The sequence below is a fragment of the Maribacter corallii genome, assembly GCF_047345415.1.
Lineage (GTDB): Bacteria > Bacteroidota > Bacteroidia > Flavobacteriales > Flavobacteriaceae > Maribacter_C.
The window spans coordinates 340,312-362,319 of sequence record NZ_JBLFEP010000001.1 but is presented as its reverse complement, the minus strand read 5'-3'; the positions used below and the strand labels follow the sequence as shown (position 1 = coordinate 362,319).

Annotated in this window: 20 protein-coding genes; 8 read left to right on the top strand and 12 right to left on the bottom strand. The window is 44.3% G+C overall.

What is annotated here, in order from left to right:
• Positions 1–263: 263 nt before the first annotated feature.
• The 3 genes from ACKWCA_RS01640 to ACKWCA_RS01630 all read right to left on the bottom strand — a co-directional run bounded on the left by ACKWCA_RS01640 (position 264) and on the right by ACKWCA_RS01630 (position 3,324).
• The gene (locus tag ACKWCA_RS01640; protein ID WP_413976390.1) at positions 264–2,363 is read right to left on the bottom strand and encodes an ATP-binding protein; all 2,100 of its coding nucleotides are present in this window, start codon (positions 2,361–2,363) and stop codon (positions 264–266) included.
• Positions 2,364–2,470: 107 nt separating this feature from the next.
• Positions 2,471–2,890: a response regulator gene (locus ACKWCA_RS01635; RefSeq protein WP_413976389.1), complete on the bottom strand. Its 420-nt coding sequence runs from the start codon at positions 2,888–2,890 to the stop codon at positions 2,471–2,473.
• A 23-nt stretch (positions 2,891–2,913) separates the two neighbouring features.
• Positions 2,914–3,324 carry a response regulator gene (locus ACKWCA_RS01630; protein WP_413976388.1) on the bottom strand — a complete coding sequence of 137 codons (411 nt, stop codon included), beginning with the start codon at positions 3,322–3,324 and terminating at the stop codon, positions 2,914–2,916.
• A 381-nt stretch (positions 3,325–3,705) separates the two neighbouring features.
• Here ACKWCA_RS01630 and ACKWCA_RS01625 point away from each other — a divergent pair, with 381 nt between their 5' ends.
• From ACKWCA_RS01625 to ACKWCA_RS01615, 3 genes are all read left to right on the top strand, one after another.
• Entirely contained in the window at positions 3,706–4,131 is a 426-nt protein-coding gene (locus ACKWCA_RS01625) for an SRPBCC family protein (protein ID WP_413976387.1), read from the top strand.
• Positions 4,132–4,150: 19 nt separating this feature from the next.
• Positions 4,151–4,759 (top strand): hypothetical protein, encoded by a 609-nt coding sequence (locus tag ACKWCA_RS01620; protein WP_413976386.1) that lies wholly within the window; start codon positions 4,151–4,153, stop codon positions 4,757–4,759.
• Between the two features lie 96 nt (positions 4,760–4,855).
• Positions 4,856–5,716 carry an ATP-grasp domain-containing protein gene (locus ACKWCA_RS01615; RefSeq protein ID WP_413976385.1) on the top strand — a complete coding sequence of 287 codons (861 nt, stop codon included), beginning with the start codon at positions 4,856–4,858 and terminating at the stop codon, positions 5,714–5,716.
• Between the two features lie 109 nt (positions 5,717–5,825).
• Here the strand turns inward: ACKWCA_RS01615 and ACKWCA_RS01610 are convergent, their stop codons facing one another.
• The 4 genes from ACKWCA_RS01610 to ACKWCA_RS01595 form a co-directional block, all read right to left on the bottom strand.
• The gene (locus ACKWCA_RS01610; protein ID WP_413976384.1) at positions 5,826–6,893 is read right to left on the bottom strand and encodes a phosphotransferase enzyme family protein; all 1,068 of its coding nucleotides are present in this window, start codon (positions 6,891–6,893) and stop codon (positions 5,826–5,828) included.
• Between the two features lie 11 nt (positions 6,894–6,904).
• Entirely contained in the window at positions 6,905–7,789 is an 885-nt protein-coding gene (locus ACKWCA_RS01605; RefSeq protein ID WP_413976383.1) for a nucleotidyltransferase family protein, read from the bottom strand.
• Between the two features lie 63 nt (positions 7,790–7,852).
• Positions 7,853–9,247, bottom strand: coding sequence for a Gfo/Idh/MocA family protein (locus tag ACKWCA_RS01600; protein ID WP_413976382.1), 1,395 nt, complete (start codon positions 9,245–9,247; stop codon positions 7,853–7,855).
• Positions 9,248–9,303: 56 nt separating this feature from the next.
• On the bottom strand, positions 9,304–9,729 hold the full coding sequence (locus ACKWCA_RS01595) for a group III truncated hemoglobin (protein ID WP_413976381.1): 426 nt from the start codon (positions 9,727–9,729) through the stop codon (positions 9,304–9,306).
• Between the two features lie 65 nt (positions 9,730–9,794).
• On the opposite strand from ACKWCA_RS01595, the gene ACKWCA_RS01590 reads away from it, so the two are divergent.
• Both ACKWCA_RS01590 and ACKWCA_RS01585 read left to right on the top strand, forming a co-directional pair.
• Complete coding sequence (locus ACKWCA_RS01590; protein WP_413976380.1) at positions 9,795–11,072, top strand: NAD(P)/FAD-dependent oxidoreductase; 1,278 nt, start codon at positions 9,795–9,797, stop codon at positions 11,070–11,072.
• Between the two features lie 269 nt (positions 11,073–11,341).
• Positions 11,342–12,499, top strand: coding sequence for a homogentisate 1,2-dioxygenase (locus tag ACKWCA_RS01585; RefSeq protein ID WP_413976379.1), 1,158 nt, complete (start codon positions 11,342–11,344; stop codon positions 12,497–12,499).
• Positions 12,500–12,546: 47 nt separating this feature from the next.
• On the opposite strand, the gene hutG is transcribed toward ACKWCA_RS01585, so the two are convergent.
• Positions 12,547–13,503, bottom strand: a complete 957-nt coding sequence (gene hutG / locus ACKWCA_RS01580; protein ID WP_413976378.1) for a formimidoylglutamase — start codon at positions 13,501–13,503, stop codon at positions 12,547–12,549.
• Positions 13,487–14,374, bottom strand: a complete 888-nt coding sequence (locus ACKWCA_RS01575; protein WP_413976377.1) for an AraC family transcriptional regulator — start codon at positions 14,372–14,374, stop codon at positions 13,487–13,489. The genes hutG and ACKWCA_RS01575 overlap by 17 nt, the downstream gene beginning before the upstream one ends.
• A gap of 89 nt (positions 14,375–14,463) precedes the next feature.
• Here ACKWCA_RS01575 and ACKWCA_RS01570 point away from each other — a divergent pair, with 89 nt between their 5' ends.
• A complete protein-coding gene (locus ACKWCA_RS01570) occupies positions 14,464–15,186 on the top strand; it encodes a phytanoyl-CoA dioxygenase family protein (protein ID WP_413976376.1) in 723 nt (240 codons plus the stop codon).
• Position 15,187: 1 nt separating this feature from the next.
• A complete protein-coding gene (locus ACKWCA_RS01565) occupies positions 15,188–16,018 on the top strand; it encodes a sugar phosphate isomerase/epimerase family protein (protein ID WP_413976375.1) in 831 nt (276 codons plus the stop codon).
• Here the strand turns inward: ACKWCA_RS01565 and ACKWCA_RS01560 are convergent.
• The 3 genes from ACKWCA_RS01560 to hutH all read right to left on the bottom strand — a co-directional run bounded on the left by ACKWCA_RS01560 (position 16,015) and on the right by hutH (position 21,039).
• Positions 16,015–18,015 (bottom strand): urocanate hydratase, encoded by a 2,001-nt coding sequence (locus tag ACKWCA_RS01560; protein WP_413976374.1) that lies wholly within the window; start codon positions 18,013–18,015, stop codon positions 16,015–16,017. The two genes, ACKWCA_RS01565 and ACKWCA_RS01560, sit on opposite strands and share 4 nt — an antisense overlap.
• A gap of 166 nt (positions 18,016–18,181) precedes the next feature.
• Positions 18,182–19,420, bottom strand: a complete 1,239-nt coding sequence (gene hutI, locus ACKWCA_RS01555; protein ID WP_413977109.1) for an imidazolonepropionase — start codon at positions 19,418–19,420, stop codon at positions 18,182–18,184.
• Positions 19,421–19,458: 38 nt separating this feature from the next.
• Positions 19,459–21,039, bottom strand: a complete 1,581-nt coding sequence (hutH, locus tag ACKWCA_RS01550) for a histidine ammonia-lyase (RefSeq protein ID WP_413976373.1) — start codon at positions 21,037–21,039, stop codon at positions 19,459–19,461.
• Positions 21,040–21,118: 79 nt separating this feature from the next.
• On the opposite strand from hutH, the gene ACKWCA_RS01545 reads away from it, so the two are divergent.
• Positions 21,119–22,006 carry a LysR family transcriptional regulator gene (locus ACKWCA_RS01545; RefSeq protein ID WP_413976372.1) on the top strand — a complete coding sequence of 296 codons (888 nt, stop codon included), beginning with the start codon at positions 21,119–21,121 and terminating at the stop codon, positions 22,004–22,006.
• Positions 22,007–22,008 lie beyond the last annotated feature (2 nt).

The following is a 22,008-nucleotide window of genomic DNA, read 5'->3' as shown; positions in this document are numbered from 1 at the left end:
TTACAAATATAAGAGAACCATCGATGAAGGGCAATAAATATCGATGAAATGCACTATTTTGTTGTGAACATGCTTTTTTCTGTGGTGTAGGTCATTTACTACCGACGCACTACCGCTACAAACATAGTGTTTACTGCCCGGTTGCCCTACATCGTTTCTTAAAAAAGTCGTGAAGATTTGGTAAAACCGGCATGATAGAACACGGCGTTTTGCCCATGGAGTAGATCCTACGCTTGGTACAGGTGACGTGTGCTACTGAAGAATCAATCCGGAAAAAAGTGATTTTTAAAGGTCAACTTGAAGGTAGTACCTTCACCTAGAACACTTTGTACATCAATACAGCCGCGCATGGCCTCGATTTGGGTCTTTGCCAAGTAAAGTCCCATACCCCTTCCTTCCGATGTACCACTTAGTCTTCCGTACATGTCGAATATTCGCTTTCGCTTTTCTTTGGTGAGCTCCATGCCCATTCCATTATCCTCGACGTAGATTTCCAAACCGTCAGCTATGGGTTTTGAGCGTACCTTGATGTGTGGTACGCGCTCCTCAGATCTGTATTTAATGGCGTTCAAAATCAAGTTGAACAAGATATTCGTGTAATAACTTGGAATGCCATAGGCGGTGGGCGCTTTGGAGATGTCGTATTCGATTTTTGCCTTTGAACTGTGGATGTCCAGAGAAATAAGATGTTCGATATTTTTCAATATCGTATTCAGGTTCACATATTGAAACATATTCTCGTCCACATTTTTTAAGGACAAGGCATCGTTAAGGTCACGTATGGTTTGGTCCAGAGTATCTACTGTGGTTCCGATCGTGGGAAGGATCTGTGCGTTTAATTCATCATTTCCGGGTTCGATGATATCGACTAGGCTTTGAAGTGTTGAAATGGGTGCCCGAACGTTATGTGATATAATGTAAACGAAATTTTGGAGTTCGTTGAACTGTTTCAGGTTTTGAAGTCGGGCCTTCTCTAGATCTGTTACTTCTTGAATGGTTCCTGCCATTCGCATGGGTGTTCCGTCTTCTGCGAAATAGGCCTTCCCTTTTTGATGTACGTATCGAATAGAGTTATCGGTCAAGATGATTCTATGAATGATATCAAGCGGTTCGTCTTTGGTCAAGCAGTTTTCGATATGAATGCCGAAACTGGCCTGGTCTTCCGGGTAAATGACTTTCATGAGTCCTTCATAGGTCGCTTCAAAGGTTTCCGGATTTCGGTCGAATACCTTATACAACTGGTCAGACCAACTGATCTCGTTCTTGAACATATCCCAGTTCCAGTTCCCGATATTCGCTATTTCCTGGGCTTCCTTCAGATAGGTTTCACTCTTTCTTAATTGGCGGTACGTCTTGACTTTTTTGGTGATGTCCTTGCCGAAAACACTACAGGCTGTAATCGCATTGTTCTCATCGTAAATCGGATGGAATGAAAGCTCTTGATTCACCTTCCGTCCGTTCTTGATGTATTCGAGTTCTACCTCAAAAGGCTCTCCGCTGAGTGCTCTATCGTACATTTTTTTTCTGCGCTTGGCACTGATATGCTTATATTCAAAACCCAATAGGTTCTCACCCACGACCATGGTCCGTCCTATTTCCTCTTCCATTGAATTTCGGAAAGATGAATTGCAGGCCATCAAACGATAGTTTTTATCGACCGCCCAGATAAGATCTGAAGTGTTTTCTAGAATGGATTCTCGCAATACGACTTGATCTTGACGTTCGGCCAAACTTGAGCGTACCGTTGCGATTATAGGTTTGAAGAGTGTCTTGTATAGACCAATCAAGAAGAGGATAAACAACCCTAAGGATAGCGCCACGAGGTAGTTGAGCGTAGTGATGGTTTCTTCATGCTGCCGTTGGTAACTGTTGACTAGCGTGTCCATATGTGCCAAAAAAGCTTTTTCAGCACGGTCAACATCCAGCAATTGTTGCTCGGTCAGCGAATTAAGGTTACTTACTGCACTTAAGCTGATCAACGATTCTTTGTATAACGTTACCTTTTCAAATATGCTGTCGGTACCATATCGTATATCTTTTATGACGAGGTTGATTTTATCGTCCGTGCGACCAAGTATTCCGTGAATACTGTCTAAATACTGGGCATCCGAGACAATCTGCGCTTTCGAGAGATGGGTGCCTTGAATCTTGTAAATATTTTTAGCGATTTTTTGCGAGAACATCCGCTGCCTACCTGCCGTATTGATCATCTCCGCCTCATTTTTTACTTGATTGAAGGATGCGGTCAATAATAGGGCGATGACTAAGGCGAAGAAAGAAGATAAGAGCAAACAGAAAATGATTGTTTTCCTGATACTGGAGAAAGAAGCCTTGTTATTGTTTTTAGAAAAAATCCACTTCATAGTTATCGAGCCTATAGATCATGAAAAACAGGTCGTTCATCAATTTTGAAACCATTCGCTTTGGGCGGGGTATAAGGTTCAAATCGAGTCATCAATGGTATGCCCTCTTAGGCCGATACCGGATGATTCTGGGTGATAAACTCCAATATTTGATTACCCTTCAACGGTTTTGATATGACCTTTTTGACCAAAGTGTACTCCGTACCCAATTGGAGTTCACGATCATCTATGGAGGAGGTGACCATTAGAATATCCAAAACCTCGTGTTTTTCGGTGAAACAAGAACAGGCATCCAAGAATTCGAAACCGTTCATCTCGGGCATATGAATGTCCAAGAGCACCAAGATGCGTTTTTCGGGGTCCAGAAGTTCCGTACGAAGTTGATCAAGACCTTCAACCGGGTTTGTGAATGTCCGTATGGTTTCAGTAATGGCGATTCGTGCCAAGACATGCTTTTGTACAAGATTTGAGGTGGCATTATCATCGATAATGAAGACAGTGTTATAGGTATGTTTGGTTAGGGACATTGGCGTGGTTTTAAGATGGTTTTCTATTCTAGGTCATTGACCTGCTGTAGCGGGTGCAGCAATGATTTCAAACGGTCTATTTTTAAAGGTTTGGTGACAAAACCCTTGACGAACATAGGATATTGCTCGGCTTTCTTCATATCATCTTCCGAGATGGAGGACGTGGCGATTACAACATCGATTTGTTCCGAAAATTGCTCTTTTATCATAATATCCAAAAACTCAAAACCGCTCATTTCAGGCATATTTAAATCGAGCAGAATAAAAATACGATCACAAACGACCACTTTTTGCCGTAAATCATCAAGCGCCTTTTCAGGGTTAGTGAAAACGTTGATTTCATCACCAATCTTCAATTTGTTGAACAACACCTTGTGAAAGAGGTTAGACATTTCAAAATCGTCGATTAGGTAAATTTGGGAATAGTGGTTCATAGTTTTTAGAGGGTTTTGCGCTAATTTATAACCGGGTGCTCAGGTCAAATTGTCGTACATATCGGAACGAAAGGCAGCGATAAAACTGTTAGTTTTGGATTATTGACTACATATTAATTGTATTTTTTGTCCTACTATAACGTAGGAATTTACTAAAAAGTGCATTTTGGCGGAATTTTAGTACATTTTGTCGAATTTTTAACACGGTTTCTTCGTCGCTATGACTGTTGATATGCCCCATACGGATGACCTAGAGGTCCGCATTGATTCACGCCGCTACACCTAATAAGACCAAGAATATGGTCAACATTGATTAAATTTAAGGGGTAAAGGCCTTTGGTCACTGAGCGCTATAGGCCTGTATTCCAATACGAGAACAAGATGTCACGTACCATTAAGTGGAAAATTCACTTCAACGCTCAACCTAAGGAGGTATATCATTTTCTTGACACGCAAGAAGGCAGGGAAAAATATTGGGCTGAATCAGCCCCCGTTGTGGATGGGTGTATTGAGTTTGTCTTTGCCAATGGTCAGCAATACAAAAGTAAGGTGCTATCCAGAGTACCAAGTTCCTATTTTCAGGTTGAATATTTTGAGTCGATTGTGCAGTTTAACCTTAAAGAAGATGGTAATGGAGGAACGGATCTGACACTGCTGAATTCCCAGGTCTCGGAAGAGGAGTACGACGAAATTCATGCGGGCTGGGTATCTTTGCTTATGACAATGAAAGCGGCAATAGACTTTCAAATTGATTTAAGAAACCACGATCCGGGCAGGACTTGGGATCAGGGCTTCGTCGATAATTGATCCACCCTTAAAAAGTTGAATGAACGATACTCAAAATAGGCATACCTTAAAGGGAAAATCAAACGCGGTGGGTAAGACAGCGATAGCGATTGTAGTACTACTGATGTTCAACCTTGTTTTTGGTTTTGGTGATGCCATTCAAGAATGGGCCGCGGTAAGCGTTGCAGAAAAAATAGGTCAGAACATCGCATGTTCCGATGGAGGCTGTGAAGGGATTTATACCGGTCCTGAATTTGTAAATGGGGCAGACGTTGCCCATCAATTCTCGAATGCGATGGCAGCTAAAGTAGGGGACCATTTAAAAAAACACTACGATGAAGGAAACTATGCTAAAGTGGATTTTTCAACGATTTCGATGTCCACAAAGGGTATGGGGTCAGGTACGGTCGAATTTGAACTTAGCATTCCATTTGTTCGCGTAGCCACGAAATGTGAGGCCTTTACTTCCTTTGATCACGTAGGGGGATGGAACCATAAGCCGGCCTTATCACGAAGAAAAAAAGAACTTCATCCTCTTTTGATGAAAGGACATTCCCTGAATATCAGCGACCTGAAGACTACTCCGGAAGGACTTCAGGAGTATTGGATACAATGGAAACAAAAGAAGAAGCAGTCCGCGTGTGAATAAAACGGAATAAGAAGTACATCCCTTCAGGTGTATGATCAACAGTAAAAGAAAGCATGTATACTGCAAAACTAGGCTAAGGCGTAAAGTTTCGAAATCATGACCATAGGTATAGTGACCTGTAGTGAAGTAAGCGGATTAACGGCAAGTGAACAAGTGCTGATTCCCTTGTTCCATCGTGAGGGTGTGGTAGCGAAAGCAGTGGTATGGAATGATGATACCGTCGATTGGAAAGCCTACGACTATTTGATTATCAGATCGGTCTGGGATTACCATCTGCATCACGACGCATTCACTGACTGGATAACGACCTTGGAAAATAAGGGCATCAAAACCCTGAACCCTGTCCAGGTTATCCGATCGAATCAACACAAGTTTTATTTAAGGCGATTGCAAGAAAAAGGAATTGCCATTGTACCGACCCAATTTGTCGATCGAACAATGAACCTAGACTTGTCGTTCATACGCGAATCAGGATGGGAACAAATGGTTATCAAACCGGCCATTTCGGCTAGCTCTTTTTTAACCGAAAATTTTTCGATAACACAATTGGAGGATATTGAAAATACCTACGCCCCTATAGCGCAAAAACGAGACTTATTGGTGCAACAATTTATGCCTGAGGTGCGCCATTTCGGTGAGTTGTCCATAATTTTCTTCAATCGCACCTATTCGCATACCGTATTGAAAACGGCTACCTCCGGAGAATTCAGGGTGCAATCGGAATATGGGGGCAGTACTACAGTCTATCGCCCAAGTAGAGCGATTATGGAAACCGCAAAAGAAATACTTTCCCAATTTGATGGAACCCTATTATACGCCCGGATCGATGGGCTGATACGAAACGGAAGATTTGTACTGATGGAAATAGAGTTGATCGAACCTGACTTGTTTTTGGAATATGATGGAGAAGCCGCCCGGAGATTCGTAAAGGCTACCTTGGCTATTGCAAGGCCCTAATAGCGCCCTATAACCTAGAGCGCACGCATTTTCTACACGGTATTCAAGCCCGTCTAAAGTTCATGGCGATGTGCAAGTTGAATACCCTTTCCGTGATTATCAAAATCTTTTAGTTAGCCTTTGCCACCAATGTGCCGAGAATCGTGTTTTGCATATATTCCAAGTTCTTGAACGCCTTATCCGTAAAATCGAACAAGCTCAAACAACGATCGAGGTTTTGGTTTTCATAAGATACCTTATAGTAGATATTGCCCTCCAGATAATCGGTAAGGGCCCGAATACCATGCAGAAACGGAAGAAGGATAGCCCCATAGGGCAGGGCATTGATTTCATTGGAAGTCAAGAAGGGTCCATTGGTGGCAATACCTTCAATGAAAGCCTCAAAAAGGTCTTGCTCAAACGTGATTTTTTGATGGTCTTTTTCGTCCTCTGGCGCCGTGTTTACGATAGTTCGAATAGCATCTCCAAAATCATAGTGAAAATAACCCTTCATCAAAGTGTCCAGATCGATCAAACAGAGTGCTTTCCCGGTTTCCTTTGAAAAGAGAATGTTATTGAGTTTGGTATCGTTATGGCATATTCTGACCGGTATCCCCTTAGGAGCCATTTCGCTTAGTCGCAACAGCATCTTTTGGGCAAAAACAATGGCGGTCGATGCTACTTCCAGTCGAGTTGAAGGTGATTGCGATAAAGCTTGTTTAAATTGTCTTTCCCTCAAATCAAGATTGTGAAAATCGGGTATGGTATCTACGAACGGATCTTTCTCGACCTGTTCGAGCAATTTGTGGAAAATACCAATGATTTTTCCAGCTTCAAAAGCGGTTTTTTTCGCTGTGGTGGTATTGAACGTGATGCTGTTGTCAAGGTAGGTCATGATGCGCCAATAGCCCTTTTCATCTGACCAATAAGGCCTGCCTGTACGCGTTTGAACAACTTCTATTTTACTATAGTTTTCAGCACTCAAATGTGAAAGGGCCCTGGTCATGTTGTTCATTAGGCCATCTATATCCTCAAAAACACTATGGTTCACCCGTTGCAGAATATATTTGGGTCGATTGTTCAAAGACATCAAATAGGTGTCGTTGATATAGCCGATATGGAGCGCACTGAATTCGTACGGCTCATGGGCAAGCTGAAATTGTTTCAGTATTCTAATGAGCTCATCGTTCGAATGCATTTGCTGTGCCTTTAACCCCAAAGTGGTGAAGGGTATTTTCCGCTTTCCGTTTTTTCTTGAAGACTGGCGACGGCTACCTCGCGATCGCTGGCATAGGTCACTCCGAACCAGTTGTCTTGTGAAGGTACCACTTTGACGGTTACTTTACCCTCCTGTAAAAGGTTTTGAATGGTTTTCGGAATGTAGAGCTCACTGGTTTTGATCATATGATCATCTTCCAAAAACTCCCGAAATTCCTCTTCGATGACATCGAATATCCCAGGGCGACATACCCAAAAATTCATGCTGGCCAATTCATCGCCGGTATACGTTAGGCCCGAATCGGTATCGATGACTTGTTCTCCTTGCTGCTCGAGTTTGAGGCGCTCATCTACTGAAAGTAAGTTATTTCCATCGGTGGTACAGACACCACGGGAAACAGATCCATGTTCTGAAAGCGTATCCTTTAAGGTATAGCCGATTAGGGCATAATGATCTTCCTCAGGGTAGTCTCGCATGAATTTGGCGGCATTGGCATAGGCGGATTGCCCATAAAAGTCATCTGCATTGATGACACAAAAGGGCTGGTCTATGACGTTTCTAGCCGTCCAAACCGCATGAGCGGTGCCCCATGGTTTGGGTCGTTCTCCCACAAAGGTAACCCCGTAAGGCAAATCGGTAATTTCTTGTGCAAGCACGTCTAACCTGACCTCTGAAGGCAAGCGACCTGCCAAATGATCTTCCAGAAAGGAAACATTGTCTTTTTTGGTGATGACCACGATATGATCCATGCCGTTTTGGATGGCATCGTACATGGCAAACTCCATTAAGAATTCGCCATCGGGGCCGAGATCGTCAAATTGTTTCAGTTTTCCATAGCGGCTTCCGCTTCCCGCGGCCATAAGAAGTAAGGTCATTGATTATAGGTTTTGAGGCGTAAAAATAAGTATTCGATTTATTTTTTTTGAATATGAACGAATTTAAATCAGTTTCATTGCAGTTGGATCCCAACTGATAGGGCGTTCTTTAAAAAAGCTCTCATTGGCTAGTAGTGCTGCACCAGCGGCTCTTAAACCAAACGTGGGGTCTTGAATTATATTTCCTTTCCCGCGAATGGTTTGGAAAAAAGTATGGAAGTGGTCGTAATGTCCTCCCTTATAATCTCTCGGGGCTTCCCAAGTAGTAGTACCGGTCTCTAAGGAAGAAGCTCTATTCTCTAGGTTTTTTGAAGCATATTCCGCCTTGATTTTTTGTTGGGTCTCCTCGGTAAAGGCAATCATCGAATAGCCGCCGGGTACCATGCCTAATTTTGAACGTTTCAGCGTAACCGCGTTTTGACCGACCTCCAATTCTCCTTCCGTACCGATCAATCGAAATCCACCACCACCCCCTGAACCGGCAATGAAATTAATGCGAAATGCGGCATTGAAAGCGGAGTGGTTCTCTGTTTTTGGGTAGTCGTACAAGGTCATGGTTACATCGGGTACGTCACGACCATCTTTCCAATAGCGTAGTCCGCCTGTTGACAGTGCTCTGCTCGGGCCATGAGAACCGATGATATGGTTCAGCGTTGAAAAGGCATGCACGAAAAGATCCCCGGCTACCCCTGTGCCATAATCTTGATAGTTGCGCCATCTAAAAAAGCGCTTTAATTCATAGGGTGTTTTTGGGGCATTGCCCAAAAAGGTATCGAAATCAACCGTAGTAGGATCGGCATCAGGAGGTATAGGGTATTGCCATGCACCCTCGGCCGAATACCGGTCGTTGTACATGTCTAGCATGACTATTTCCCCGATGGCACCTTCCTCGTACAATTGTTTGGCCTTTTCATTTCCTAAGGAAGCCATACCCTGACTTCCGACTTGACATATGCTTCCGGTATTTTTTTGGACTTTGATGATTTCATGGCCCTCATCGAAATTCTGGACCATAGGTTTTTCGCAGTAGACTGCTTTGCCCGCCTTTAAGGCATCCAAGGTTATTTTTTGATGCCAGTGGTCAGGAGTGGCTACGATTACCGCGTCGATGTCTTTTCGGTTTAATAGTTCCCTGTAGTCACGAGTGGTAAACAGGTCGGCTCCCCATAATTCTTTGGCACGATCTAATCGGCCAGTGTACAGATCACAGGCCGCGACTAATTTCACACCATCGACTTTTAAGGCGGCCATGGTATCGTAAATGCCCTGAATACCTGAGCCGATAAGACCCAATTGTAGATGATCATTGGCTGAAAAACTTTGATTTTCATAATGCCGATTCAACAAGAACTTCTCCCTGTTGGCCGAAGCCGCAAGTATCATTGGAGCTGACGTAAAGGCCGCGGAGCCCAAAGTTGCTTTCCTTAAAAATGACCTTCTAGAAACCTCTTTTTTCATATGTCCTTAGATTGTTTTTATGTTCTATTTGGCAGTTCGACCTCTAAAATAATGATTTAATCCGCAGTGCGTCCTTCATAGATTTTCAGGTACAGCATGGTCGACATTTTTTGGGCCCTATTTTTGGCAATCCATGCAGTCTCACCTTCAAACAGCTCGTCAATTGTGGCAAACCAAAGGTTAAGCCATAATCCAAAATGTTCAGGGGTAATGGAATTTCCCGTTTTTCTATCCGCATCTTGATGAGCGGTCACAGGATTGCCCGTGTATTTGCGCTTTAGAAAGAGTTGTGTTTCCCAAAAATCGGTAAGCAGCTCAAAATGACCTTCCCAATCCGTAATCAGCGAATTGAAGATAGGTCCCAAATCATCATGAACCCTGATTTTTGAGTAAAAGGTTTCTACCAAAATCCGTACATGAGCTCTATTTTCGATATCTGGTCTTTGCTGCATCCGGGCGTATTTCAGTATGAAGGTAATCATAATTTTATAGGATATGAATTGCTTGATTCGAATGGGCAATTCGTAATTTTGTAAAAAGCCTGACGATGAATATTCCTGATACGAGTGCCAAAAGAATTGTAATCATAGGAGGCGGGTTTGGGGGTATTTCCTTGGCAAAAAAACTGGGGAGACTAGCGCTTCAAGTGGTGCTCATTGATAGACACAACTACCATACCTTTCAACCGCTTTTATATCAAGTATCGACAAGTGGTCTAGAACCGGATTCCATTGCGTATCCTATTCGAAAAGTATTGAAGAGATTGGACAATTTCCATTTTCGCTTGACCTCCGTAGAACATATAGATACAGCTAAGCAAGAGATTCACAGCGCTATCGGGAAGCTGACCTACGACTATCTCGTTATCGCCACAGGTACAAAGACCAATTTTTTTGGTAATACCCGTATCGAGACCAATGCCATGCCGATGAAGACCGTTCCGCAGGCATTGAACATTCGCAGTTTAATGCTGCAGAATTTTGAAAGGGCGGACGATTGCGAACAGGAGGAAGATCGAAAAGCCCTGCTACGGTTCTGTATCGTAGGAGCCGGTCCGACCGGGGTTGAATTGGCAGGTGCTTTTGCTGAATTGAAAAGGCACGTATTTCCAAAAGACTATCGTCATTTAAACGTATCCGAAATGGAGATACATCTCTTTGAAGGAGGGGAGCGGGTACTCTCGCCCATGAGTGAACGTTCTTCCAAAAAGGCATCCCTGTTTTTGGAGAACCTGGGTGTCAAGGTTCACGTGCATACCATTGTTCAAGATTACGACGGCGATGTCTTGCAATTGAAAGATGGAACGACCATGCGGACCAAAAACCTGATTTGGGCCGCGGGGGTTACGGGGGCAACGATCGACGGATTCGAAACTGCCCAGCTGATGGATAGATTAAACCGATATAAAGTCAATGGATTTAGCCAGATAGAAGGATTTGAAAATATTTTTGCCATTGGCGATGTCGCTTATATGGAAACAGCGGAATATCCGAAGGGACATCCGCAAGTTGCGCAACCGGCTATTCAGCAGGGAGAACATCTGGCCAAGAATCTCAACCTTTTGCTTCAAGGAAAAAACATGAAACCTTTTTCATATTTTGACAAAGGTACTTTGGCAACCATCGGAAGAAACCGTGCGGTGGCTGATTTAGGGAAGTTGAAATTCGGTGGCTTTTTTGCTTGGTTCATCTGGATTTTTGTTCATTTAGCCGCCCTTGTGGGCTTTCGCAACAAAGTGGTCGTACTCTTCAATTGGGCCTATAATTATATCAATTATGATAAGGCAGCCCGTCTTATTGTTCGACCCTTTACCAGAAAAGTATAAGGTCTTGGCAGTTTGTATTTCAGAAAGCTTTCTTATCTTTGTCTTGTTGTGTTGTGTCTCAGGTCTATACTGACCCGAGCCAATGAAAGGCTTTCCTCCTGATTGTTTTCAGGATAACGGAAGGCTTTTTTTATGCATGCCATTCGCTATTCTTTTTTGCCCAAAGCACTTTCTTTTCTTCAGTTTCGAGACCGCAAATATTGCGATTTGAAGTACACGAAACCACCCAATTTATCGTAATTTTAAAGTATAAATAAGCACGTACTATTATGCCGTTATATCATAAACTCGGAAAAATGCCTCAAAAAAGGCACACACAATTCAAAAAAGAAGATGGTAGCCTACACTACGAGCAACTTTTTGGTACCATTGGTTTCGATGGCATGTCCTCGCTCATGTACCACCTACATCGACCAACTCAGGTCAAAGAGGTTGGAAAGACGCTTGATATCGCACCCCGGGCGGCAGTGCAATACAATATCAAGTCGAGGTTGTTGAAAGGGTTGAACATTTTGCCGGAAGACGATTACCTGCAAAGCAGAAAAACGATCTTGTTCAATTCCGATGTGCATTTGACCTTGGCCGCTCCGAAAAAATCAATGACCGCGTATTTTTATAAGAATACGGACGCGGACGAACTGCTATTTGTTCATCAGGGCACGGGAACCTTAAAAACACTACTAGGTGAAATTCCTTTTGAATACGGTGACTATTTATTGATTCCTAGGGGGATGATCTATCAAATGGAATTCGATACCGAAGACAATCGTTTGTTGATTACGGAAAGTTACCACCCGATATATACGCCGAAACGATACCGAAATTGGTTTGGGCAGCATTTGGAACATTCGCCATTTTGTGAGCGCGATTTTAAGTTGCCACAAAATTTACGGACCCATGATGAACAGGGTGAATTCTTGATCAAGGTCAAAAAACAAGGACAGTTGCATCATATGGTGTATGCCACTCATCCGTTTGATGTTGTGGGTTGGGATGGGTATAATTATCCCTACGGGTTCTCCATTCATAATTTTGAACCCATCACGGGAAGGGTGCACCAACCGCCTCCGGTACATCAGACTTTTGAAACTGCTGCCTTTGTGGTGTGCTCCTTCTGTCCGCGTTTGTATGATTACCATCCGGAAGCCATACCTGCGCCCTACAACCACTCTAATATTGACTCCGATGAGGTGCTCTATTATGTGGATGGTGATTTTATGAGCAGAAAAGGCATCGATAAAGGGTATATCTCATTACACCCTGCGGGTATTCCACATGGCCCCCATCCAGGTACTTATGAGGCAAGTATCGGTAAAAAAGGGACCGAAGAATTGGCCGTGATGGTCGATACGTTTAAACCATTGCAATTGACACAGACCGCTTTGGATATCGATGATGGTCAATATTATCAAAGCTGGCTGGAGTAACCCTTTTTTTGAACCACTTCGGTTGAGTGCCTTTTGAAGGGGTGAATCTAGAGACTATGCATCACATAATGCACCAAAGAGGCCGCAAGCTTTGCGGTTTGATGGTCCATATCATATTTCGGGTTCATCTCGGCAATATCCAAGGCGACCAGTTTTTTAGATTTTAGGATCAACTCCAGTGATTCGATAACGATTTTTGGTGAAAAACCCATCGGTGAGGGGGCACTGACACCTGGGGCATAAGCCGAAGAGAACCCATCAAGGTCGATGGTCATATATACGTGATCTACCTTTCGAATGAAATCCAATAGAACGCGAACAATATGTTGCGCTTCGCTCATTGAAAAATGAATGTTCTCGATAAAGGTGACTCCAAAATCCGCTGCGGTCTGAAATAATAGGGCGTCATTCGCATCCTGGCGTATCCCCAAACACAGATAATGAAACGGGCTATTCGCTTTCTTGCACTCTTGCGCGATTTGATAAAATGGAGTTCCTGAGGTATTGCCATTGGTGTTGTTACGCAAGTCAAAATGTGCATCGAAGTTGATAATGCCAATGGTTGCACCGCCACCATAAAACCTTTTTAGGCCGTGATAATGTCCGTAGGCCATATCATGACCGCCACCAAGTACGATCGGAAACAGTTGTTGTTCTAAAAGTTGGGCCACTTTTTCAGAGAGCTGGTTTTGGGCCGTTTCCATGGCACCGTCCATACATTGTATATTGCCCAGGTCATACAAGTGAACATTGTTCGCGAGATGATTGGGTAGTCTTGCCAATTGTTTTCGGATGGTATCAGGGCCGTCTAATGCGCCGATCCGTCCATAATTCCTTTCAACCCCTTCATCACAGGAATACCCCAGCAAACCGATTTTTTTACCAGGCTTGGAGAGTGCTGTTGCACCCAATTCGGTGCATACTACTTTTTCATGCAGGTAAAGCTGGGCTTTTGATACCCTGCCCTGCCATAGTTCCGGTTTTGGTTTAGCGTAGTGTTTCATAAGACGTTTTTTCTTTTTGTACAGAGGTGATGTAGCTTTTGGGAGTGATGCCCATATATTTTTTGAAGGTCGTGGCGAAATACTGTGAGGAGGAATAACCCAGGTCAAAGGCTACTCGAGTTACGGATGACTTGCGCAGAAGATCGGCCTTTGCCCGTTCAATTTTTGCTCGATTCATATATTCTTTGGGTGGTACTCCCTGTTTTTTCTTGAACCATTCTTTGAAGTAGGGTACCGATAGCCCGATCAAGGAAGCCAGTTCATCCACAAAAATAGTTCGGTCCATATGTTCGGCAATAAAATCATCGATCAATTGCAATCGATCGGAAACCGGAGAAGCTTCCTGATTTTTCGAAAGTGTAATGGTTTCCATTAAAATCTGATAGATCAACTGGTTGATGCGTACCTCCCGCATCAGACTTTCGGTCTTTTGAATCTCTTGTTCCAATTTGGATAAAACGGATTTCATAAGAAAAGCCCCTTTAAATACCTTATGGGTATTCCGGGTCAATTCGTTTACCAGTAAATCGGAAAAGGTATTTGGCAAGTGGCATAGGGCACCTAGCGTATGATCTGTTGAAATCTGTAACCAATAGAGCTCCCCCTTGTCTTCAGGATATATGCCCGTGCTGTGGGCCGTATTAGGAGCGATAATGAGCATGTCATTACCGGTCAATTCCAATAGTTGATCGCCTATGGTATAGCGTTGGACACCTTTTAGAAAATAGCAGATTTCGAGGGTATCGGTATGTATATGGTCTTTCAGGCCTGAAGTCGCATTGTTGTATTTATAGTGACCGAATTGTGGACATCTGGGAATGCCAAAATTCCTCACGTCAAAAACCATTCTTTTATTTGTTTGCTTACGCATGGTATTTTGTATAAAAAAGTAAGGTACGACAAATTTAAAAGCATCGGAAGTAACGAAGACAGTATACTTGTACCATTAAAATAACAAAAATGAAAGAATCATTTCTAAGGAAGGGATTTGCCTCTACCGAACGCTTGATCGGACTTGACGAAGTAGAAGAATTGCAGGGGATATATAATGAACTATTGCGCGATAAAAAGCGAACGGCACATCTTCGCAGTGATTTGGCCGGCGGAGCGACCAATGGTAATGAAGTGGAAAAGATCACCCAGATCATGAGACCTAGTATGATCGTTCCTAACTTGAAGGAACATGCGGTATATGCCATTGCCAGAACATATGCGCAAGAACTCTTGGGAGAGGATATGGAACTTGATTTTGATATGCTCATTAATAAGGCACCCTATACGAATATGGAGACCCCCTGGCATCAAGATGCAGCCTATTGGATACGGTTGCCCGATAAACGATCCGTGAGTATTTGGATCGCACTCGATGAGGTTTACGAGGAAAATGGCTGTATGTGGTTTATTCCCAAAACGAAGGGTGCGAACATTGAGCCGCATCAAGCATTGCCCAATGGGGGTGCGCTGTTTTGTGAAGTGACGGACTTGCAACAAGCGGAATGTATTCCCCTGAGCCCCGGAGGCTGCACATTTCATGACGGCTTTACGCTGCATTTCAGTAAAGGGAACAGCACGGAAAGTCAACGAAGGGCATTGATCTTGAACTTTAGGCCCAAGACCATGATCGCCTTAGAACGCGAACAAGGGGTAGACCATACCGGAGCTCGAAAGGTAAGACAACGATAATATGCAGTTGATCCTTTTTTATCCACGATGGGGGAGTGCTCAAATGGCTTGGCCTAAATTTTTACAAAAGATCAAAGGTGAGGGGTATTCAGGGGTAGAGTTAAGCTTTTCGCTAGTGCCACAAGAGAACAAGGAATTACTCTCGATACTATCTGATTTCGATATGCAACATATTGGTCAACATTGGCAGACCAAAGCGGTAAATTTCAAAGAGCATAAGGAGCAGTATAAAAGGCATCTTTACACTCTTGTGGAGACGGAACCGCTCTTGATAAATTCACATACCGGTATGGATTTTTTCTCCTTTTCGCAAAACATCGAATTGATTGAGTTGGCCGAAAAAATCGAGCAAGAAACCGGCGTTCCGATTGCCCATGAAACGCACCGGTCACGATTCGCTTTTGCCTCTCATGTTTGTTTGGAGTATCTGACGGAATTGCCCTTTCTAAAACTTACCGCTGATTTCGCCCACTGGACCTGTGTTGCAGAATCACTCCTGGAAAACCAAGAAGAAGCGGTAGCTCAAAGTATCGCCCATACTTATCATTTGCACATGCGCGTGGGCTCTTCACAAAGTTCACAGGTACAAGACCCCCGAGATACGAACTATCGTCACGAGTTGGACCGATTCATGCAATGGTGGATGGCTATACTACAAAAAGCAGCTATGGAAAAACGCCCGTTCTTTAGCCTTGTGCCCGAACAAGGGCCTTTTCCCTATGGACTTTACCAAAAAAATACCCAAACCCCAATGGCACATCAATGGGAAACCAATACATTTCTCAAGAACTTGGTCGTGGAAGAATGGGAAAAACGGTCTCGTTTAGATTAGAATAACTCATCTAGGATGACCTCCTCCACCAAGTGGGGTAAGGTTACTTTCAGAGTGGGTGTACGCTCCATTTCGCGTCGAATGGCAAATAGCGCCTCTTCGTTTCTAGCCCAACTTCTTCGGGAAATACCGTTATTCACGTCATAGAAGAGCATGTTTTTCAGTTTCCTAGAGGCCGCTTCCGAACCATCTAATAGCATGCCGAAGCCGCCATTGATGACTTCGCCCCAACCAACACCGCCTCCGTTGTGGATAGAGACCCAAGTCGCGCCTCGAAAGCTATCTCCGATGACATTGTGGATGGCCATATCCGCTGTAAACTTACTGCCGTCGTAGATATTACTGGTTTCTCGAAACGGAGAGTCCGTACCACTGACGTCGTGATGATCGCGTCCTAATACGACGGGTCGGGAAATATTCCCGGTGCTGATCGCCTGATTAAAGGCTTCGGCGATTTTTGCCCTTCCCTCGGCATCCGCATAGAGTATTCTAGCTTGTGATCCCACAACCAGTTTATTCTGTTCGGCCTCTTCGATCCATTTGATATTGTCTTGCAGCTGTTGTCGGATTTCCTCCGGAGCCGTTGTCTGTATGGTCTTTAGCACTTCAAGCGCAATAGCATCCGTTTTTTGAAGGTCTTCGGGGTTGCCGGACGTACATACCCAACGGAATGGCCCAAAACCATAGTCAAAACACATCGGCCCCAAAATATCCTGTACATAGGAAGGGTATTTGAAATCAATTTGGTTTTCCGCCATGATATCCGCCCCTGCTCTCGAGCATTCCAATAAAAAGGCGTTCCCGTAGTCAAAGAAATAGGTGCCTTTGCTCGTGTGTTTATTCACGGCAGTGGCATGTTGCTTTAGCGATTGCTGCACATGTGATTTAAATTCGGCCGGGTTCTCGCTCATCATTCGGTTGGCCACTTCAAAACTCAGTCCGGCCGGATAGTATCCTCCTGCCCAAGGGTTGTGCAATGAAGTCTGGTCCGAGCCCAGATGAATGAAGATATCCTCTTGATCAAAACGTTCCCAGACGTCCACTACGTTTCCGATAAACGCCAGGGAAACGACTTCCTTGTTTTTTAGTGCGGTTTTGGTGCGTTCGACTAGCGTATCCATATCGTCAATAAGCACATCTACCCAACCTTGAGCATGTCTTTTGGTCGCTGCGGCAGCATTTACTTCCGCACAAATGGTAATGCATCCCGCAATAGTTCCCGCTTTGGGTTGCGCCCCGCTCATACCGCCCAATCCCGCGGTCAAGAATAGTTTTCCGGCCGGGGATTCATCCTTCCTTAAAACTTTCCGAAAAGCATTCATCACTGTAATGGCCGTACCATGAACAATTCCCTGTGGTCCGATATACATATAGGAGCCTGCCGTCATTTGTCCATATTGGGTGACGCCCAATGCATTGTATTTTTCCCAATCATCGGGTTTGGAGTAATTCGGAATCATCATGCCATTGGTCACGACTACCCTGGGAGCGTCTTCGGAAGACGGAAACAGCCCCATCGGGTGTCCGGAGTAGACATGTAAGGTCTGGGTATCGGTCATGATGGCCAGATACTGCATGGTCAACAAGTATTGCGCCCAATTCTGAAAAACGGCGCCATTACCCCCGTAAGTAATCAATTCTTCAGGATGCTGCGCAACGGCCGGGTCGAGATTGTTCTGGATCATCAACATGATAGCGGCCGCCTGTACCGATTTTGCAGGATATTCATGGATCGGGCGGGCGTATAATTGATAATCCGGTTTAAACCGGTACATATAAATGCGCCCATAAGCCTGTAACTCATCAGCGAATTCTGGTGCCAGTTCGGCATGCCAGGCTTTGGGAAAGTAGCGTAGCGCATTCCGTACCGCCAACTTTTTCTCGGCCAAATTTAGAATTTCTTTACGCTTTGGTGCGTGATTCGCATTTTTCGAATAGTCCTTCTTCGGGGGAAGTTGATGGGGAATGCCCTGCAGTATTTGTTCTTTGAATGTCATTGTTTGTTTTTTCGCTGTTCGCTGTTGGCGTTTACTGGGATGCCTAAGTACTCAATACTTCTAGCACCCTGCTTCCAGTACTGCGCTTCCAACATCGAGCATTTTTATTAGGTCCTAACTCCTAACTCCTAACTCCTAATTCAGCATTCGTAACTCAGAAAACCTCCTATTGATGTTTATCAAAGACCTTGACGCCTTTTTTGAAGACGACACAAGGTTTGAAATTTCCCTGGTTATATAAGATCTCTTTATAATCACTGGTATGAAATAGAATGAAATCAGCAAGTGCCCCTTCTTTCAATTGGCCCCTATCAGTGAGATTTAAGGCAGCAGCGGCACGAAATGTAATTCCCGCTAAAACCTCGGCATTCGACAATTTTTCAAAAGCTCCTAAAATGGCCGCTTGAGTTAGCAGGTCTCCCATAGGCGCCGAACCCGGGTTATGATCACTGGCAATGGCCAAGGCACCACCCGCGTCCAAGATTTTTCGGGCCGGTGTGAAACTGCAACCCAGCCCCAATGATGCGCCTGGTAACGCTGTTGCGATTACGTCACTTTGCGCCAGAAGGGCTATTTCGGTCGGGGTACTTGCTTCCAAATGATCTGCGCTGATGGCGCCACATGCTACCGCAACCGCACTACCACCCGTAGAAAACTGGTCGGCATGAACCGTAATATCGAACCCCATATCCGTTGCCCTTTGAAAATACGGTCGGATCTCCTCCTCGGAAAAGGCACTATCCTCAATGAAGGCATCGATTCGGTGGGTCAATTCTTCTTGCTGTAGGATAGGGAAGAGCGTATCAGCTATTTCCATCAAGTACTCCGTGGCATCTCCTTGGTAGTCTTTGGGAAGCATATGCGCGGCCAAGCAGGTAGAAATCAAATCGGTCGAAGTACCACGGTTTGCTTCTTGAATAGCGCGTAGCATTTTCAGTTCTTCGCTAACGGAGAGTCCGTAACCGCTTTTGACCTCTAAGGTCGTGACGCCATTTTTCATATGGCGATTGGCCAGTTTTGTGGTTTTCTTGACCAGCTGTTCTTGGCTGGCCTTTCGGGTCTGTGTCACAGTATCCCATATGCCGCCTCCGGCCTTGGCGATTTCGAGATAGGTCTTCCCTGAATTTCTCAATGCATAATCAGTGGCCCGAGACCCTCCGAAACAAATGTGCGTATGCGAATCGATAAAGCCCGGTAAACAGGTATGGTCCCCTTTTAATACATGTATTTCTGCATGGTCATAAGTGACTTTGAGCTCGTCGAATTTGCCGATGGCCTTGATGTGCGCACCATCGATCAACAATCCGGCATCCTCAAAGACCAAAAGATCATCATCGGATATAGCGCCTTTAATGGATAAACCCGACATCGGAATAAGCTGCTTAAATGGTCCTATTAATTGCATCATTGGTTTTTTTATTTGGAGGTGGTGCAAAGCACCCTTTAGTACGTTTCGAATTCTTCGGAGTAAGGTACTTGAAATTTCATATTCTTTTCGTTCTTGACCGTACTGATTACGGAAATGATCGTCTTGTTTTTTATCATTTCGATTCCCTTTTCGATGTCTTCGGCAAAAACGCGGTCTTTTTTTGCAAAGGGCACTTCCTTTCGGATTGCTTTATGTACTTCCTCTAAAAAGATGCCAGACTTCATGGGTTTTCGATATTCAAAGGCCTGTGCTGCGGTCAAAAGCTCAATGGCCAATATTTTTTCTACGTTTTCGATGACTTGAAGTGCTTTTCTTCCTCCGATAGATCCCATACTCACATGGTCTTCCTGTCCTAAAGATGTTGGGATGCTGTCTGCGCTCGATGGAAAACACAAGCCCTTATTTTCACTTGCAAGAGCTGCGGTCGTATATTGCAAGATCATATAACCCGAGTTGATACCGGTATCATCCATCAATAATTTAGGTACCCCTGGACTGTTCCCTTCAAGAGCCAGATAGATTCTACGGTCAGAGATATTTCCAAGTTCCGAAGCAGCTAGGCACGCATAATCCAATGCCATGGCCAAGGGTTGTCCATGAAAATTACCACCACTGATGGTCAATTCCGCATCAATAATAACGGGATTGTCGGTGACGGAATTCAGTTCGACTTCCAACAGTTCCTTTAAATGCAACCACGCATTTCTTGAAGCTCCGTGCACCTGTGGAATACAACGAAGCGAATAGGGGTCTTGAACGCGTTCGCAGTCGATATGGTCTTCAAGGATTTCCGACCCTTTCAATAGGCGTTTGATACGCTTGGCGACATGAATATTGCCTTTATAGGGCCGTAGGGCATGTAGCTCATTGAAAAATGGCTTTACCGAACCTTGGAGTCCCTCGATCATCATGGCGCCGATAACATCGGCTTGGGTGAGGCAGCTATGCAATCTTTCGATGACCTTAACCGCATGAGCGGTTATGAATTGTGTGCCGTTGATGAGGGCAAGCCCCTCTTTCGGGCCTAAAGTCAAGGGTTTCAACCCAGTTTTTTCCAATAGCTCGGCTGCTGCTATTTCTTTTCCCTGAAAAACGACCTTGCCCAATCCAATGAGTGGCAGGAACAAATGGGACAAGGGAGCCAAATCACCGGATGCACCCACGGACCCCTGTGAAGGAACAAGGGGTATCGCATCGTTTTCGATATGCCAAATAATTCGATCTAAAGTGCTTTCCGCTATACCTGAATATCCTTTAGCCAAGGCGTGTACCTTTAGGATCAGCATCAATTTAGCGATTTCGGATGCTATAGGTTTGCCCACACCAACGCTATGGCTCTGTAAGATGTTGGCCTGTAAGATCTGGGTGTCCTCTTTTGAGATCTTGGTGGTACAGAGCGGCCCAAAACCAGTATTGATACCATATACCGGGAGACCGGTCGATACAATATGACGTACTTTCTCCCAACTCGCCCTGACTTTTTTTCTGGTTGGTGCCATAAGTTGAATTTGGGTATGCCCTTGGGCGATGGCAATGGCTATTCCGGCGGTCAGGTGATCTTCGCCAAAACAAAAGGACTTTTGAGCAGTAATCATAGGTCTTGATTTAGTTCCCATAAATTTAAATCGTATTTTTAATAATTCATAATACTATTATTAGCAATAATCAATAACTATGGGTTATCAATTGGAGTTGCGACATTTCAACTATTTTTTAGCAGTTGCGGAAGAACTTCACTTTCGAAAGGCAGCGGAAAAGCTTTTTATTTCGCAACCGGGATTAAGCAGACAAATCAAACAAATGGAGGAGATTCTCGGTACGACCCTTTTTACACGAGACAAGAAAAGGGTGGCCTTGACACCGGCCGGGTCGTACCTCAAAGGAGAGGTTGAGTTTGTTTTAAACCATTTGGAGCTGACCCAAAAACAGCTACAATCGATAAGCGCTGGAAATCAGGGAGAGGTGCGCATCGGGTTTTTAGGATCTGCCATGCAACAGGTCATCCCGGAATTGTTACTGCAACTAAAACAATCGTATCCTGGAATAAAGACCAGTCTAGAAGAACGCTCCAACCGCGCTCAGGTAGATGCCCTTATGAAAGATAAACTGGATATGGGATTCGTACGCTTGGCTCGAGTGCCCAAAGGAATTGAAATTGCTCCGGTGCATGAAGATAGTTTTTCGGTTGTGCTTCCGAAAAACCATGTGTTGCATACAAAGCGCTTTCAGAGTATGGCGCAGCTAAAGGAAGAAGAGTTTATCCTGTTTACGCAAGAATACAGTCCGCTGTACTATGATACGGTTATGAGTATTTGTGAGGATGCGGGTTTTCAACCAAAGGTTTCGCATAAATCGGTACATGCGCAGACCATTTTCAAACTCGTGGAGAATTCCCTTGGCATTGCAATCGTGCCGACTTCCTTACAATACGGTTTTCAGATGGACGTCAAGTTTATCGAACTAAAGAAAGTGCCCCAAAAAGCGGTGCTTTCCGTTATATGGAAAGCCGATAACCGAAATCCTGCACTTCAAAATTGTATGGATTTACTACTGAAAAAGTAGTG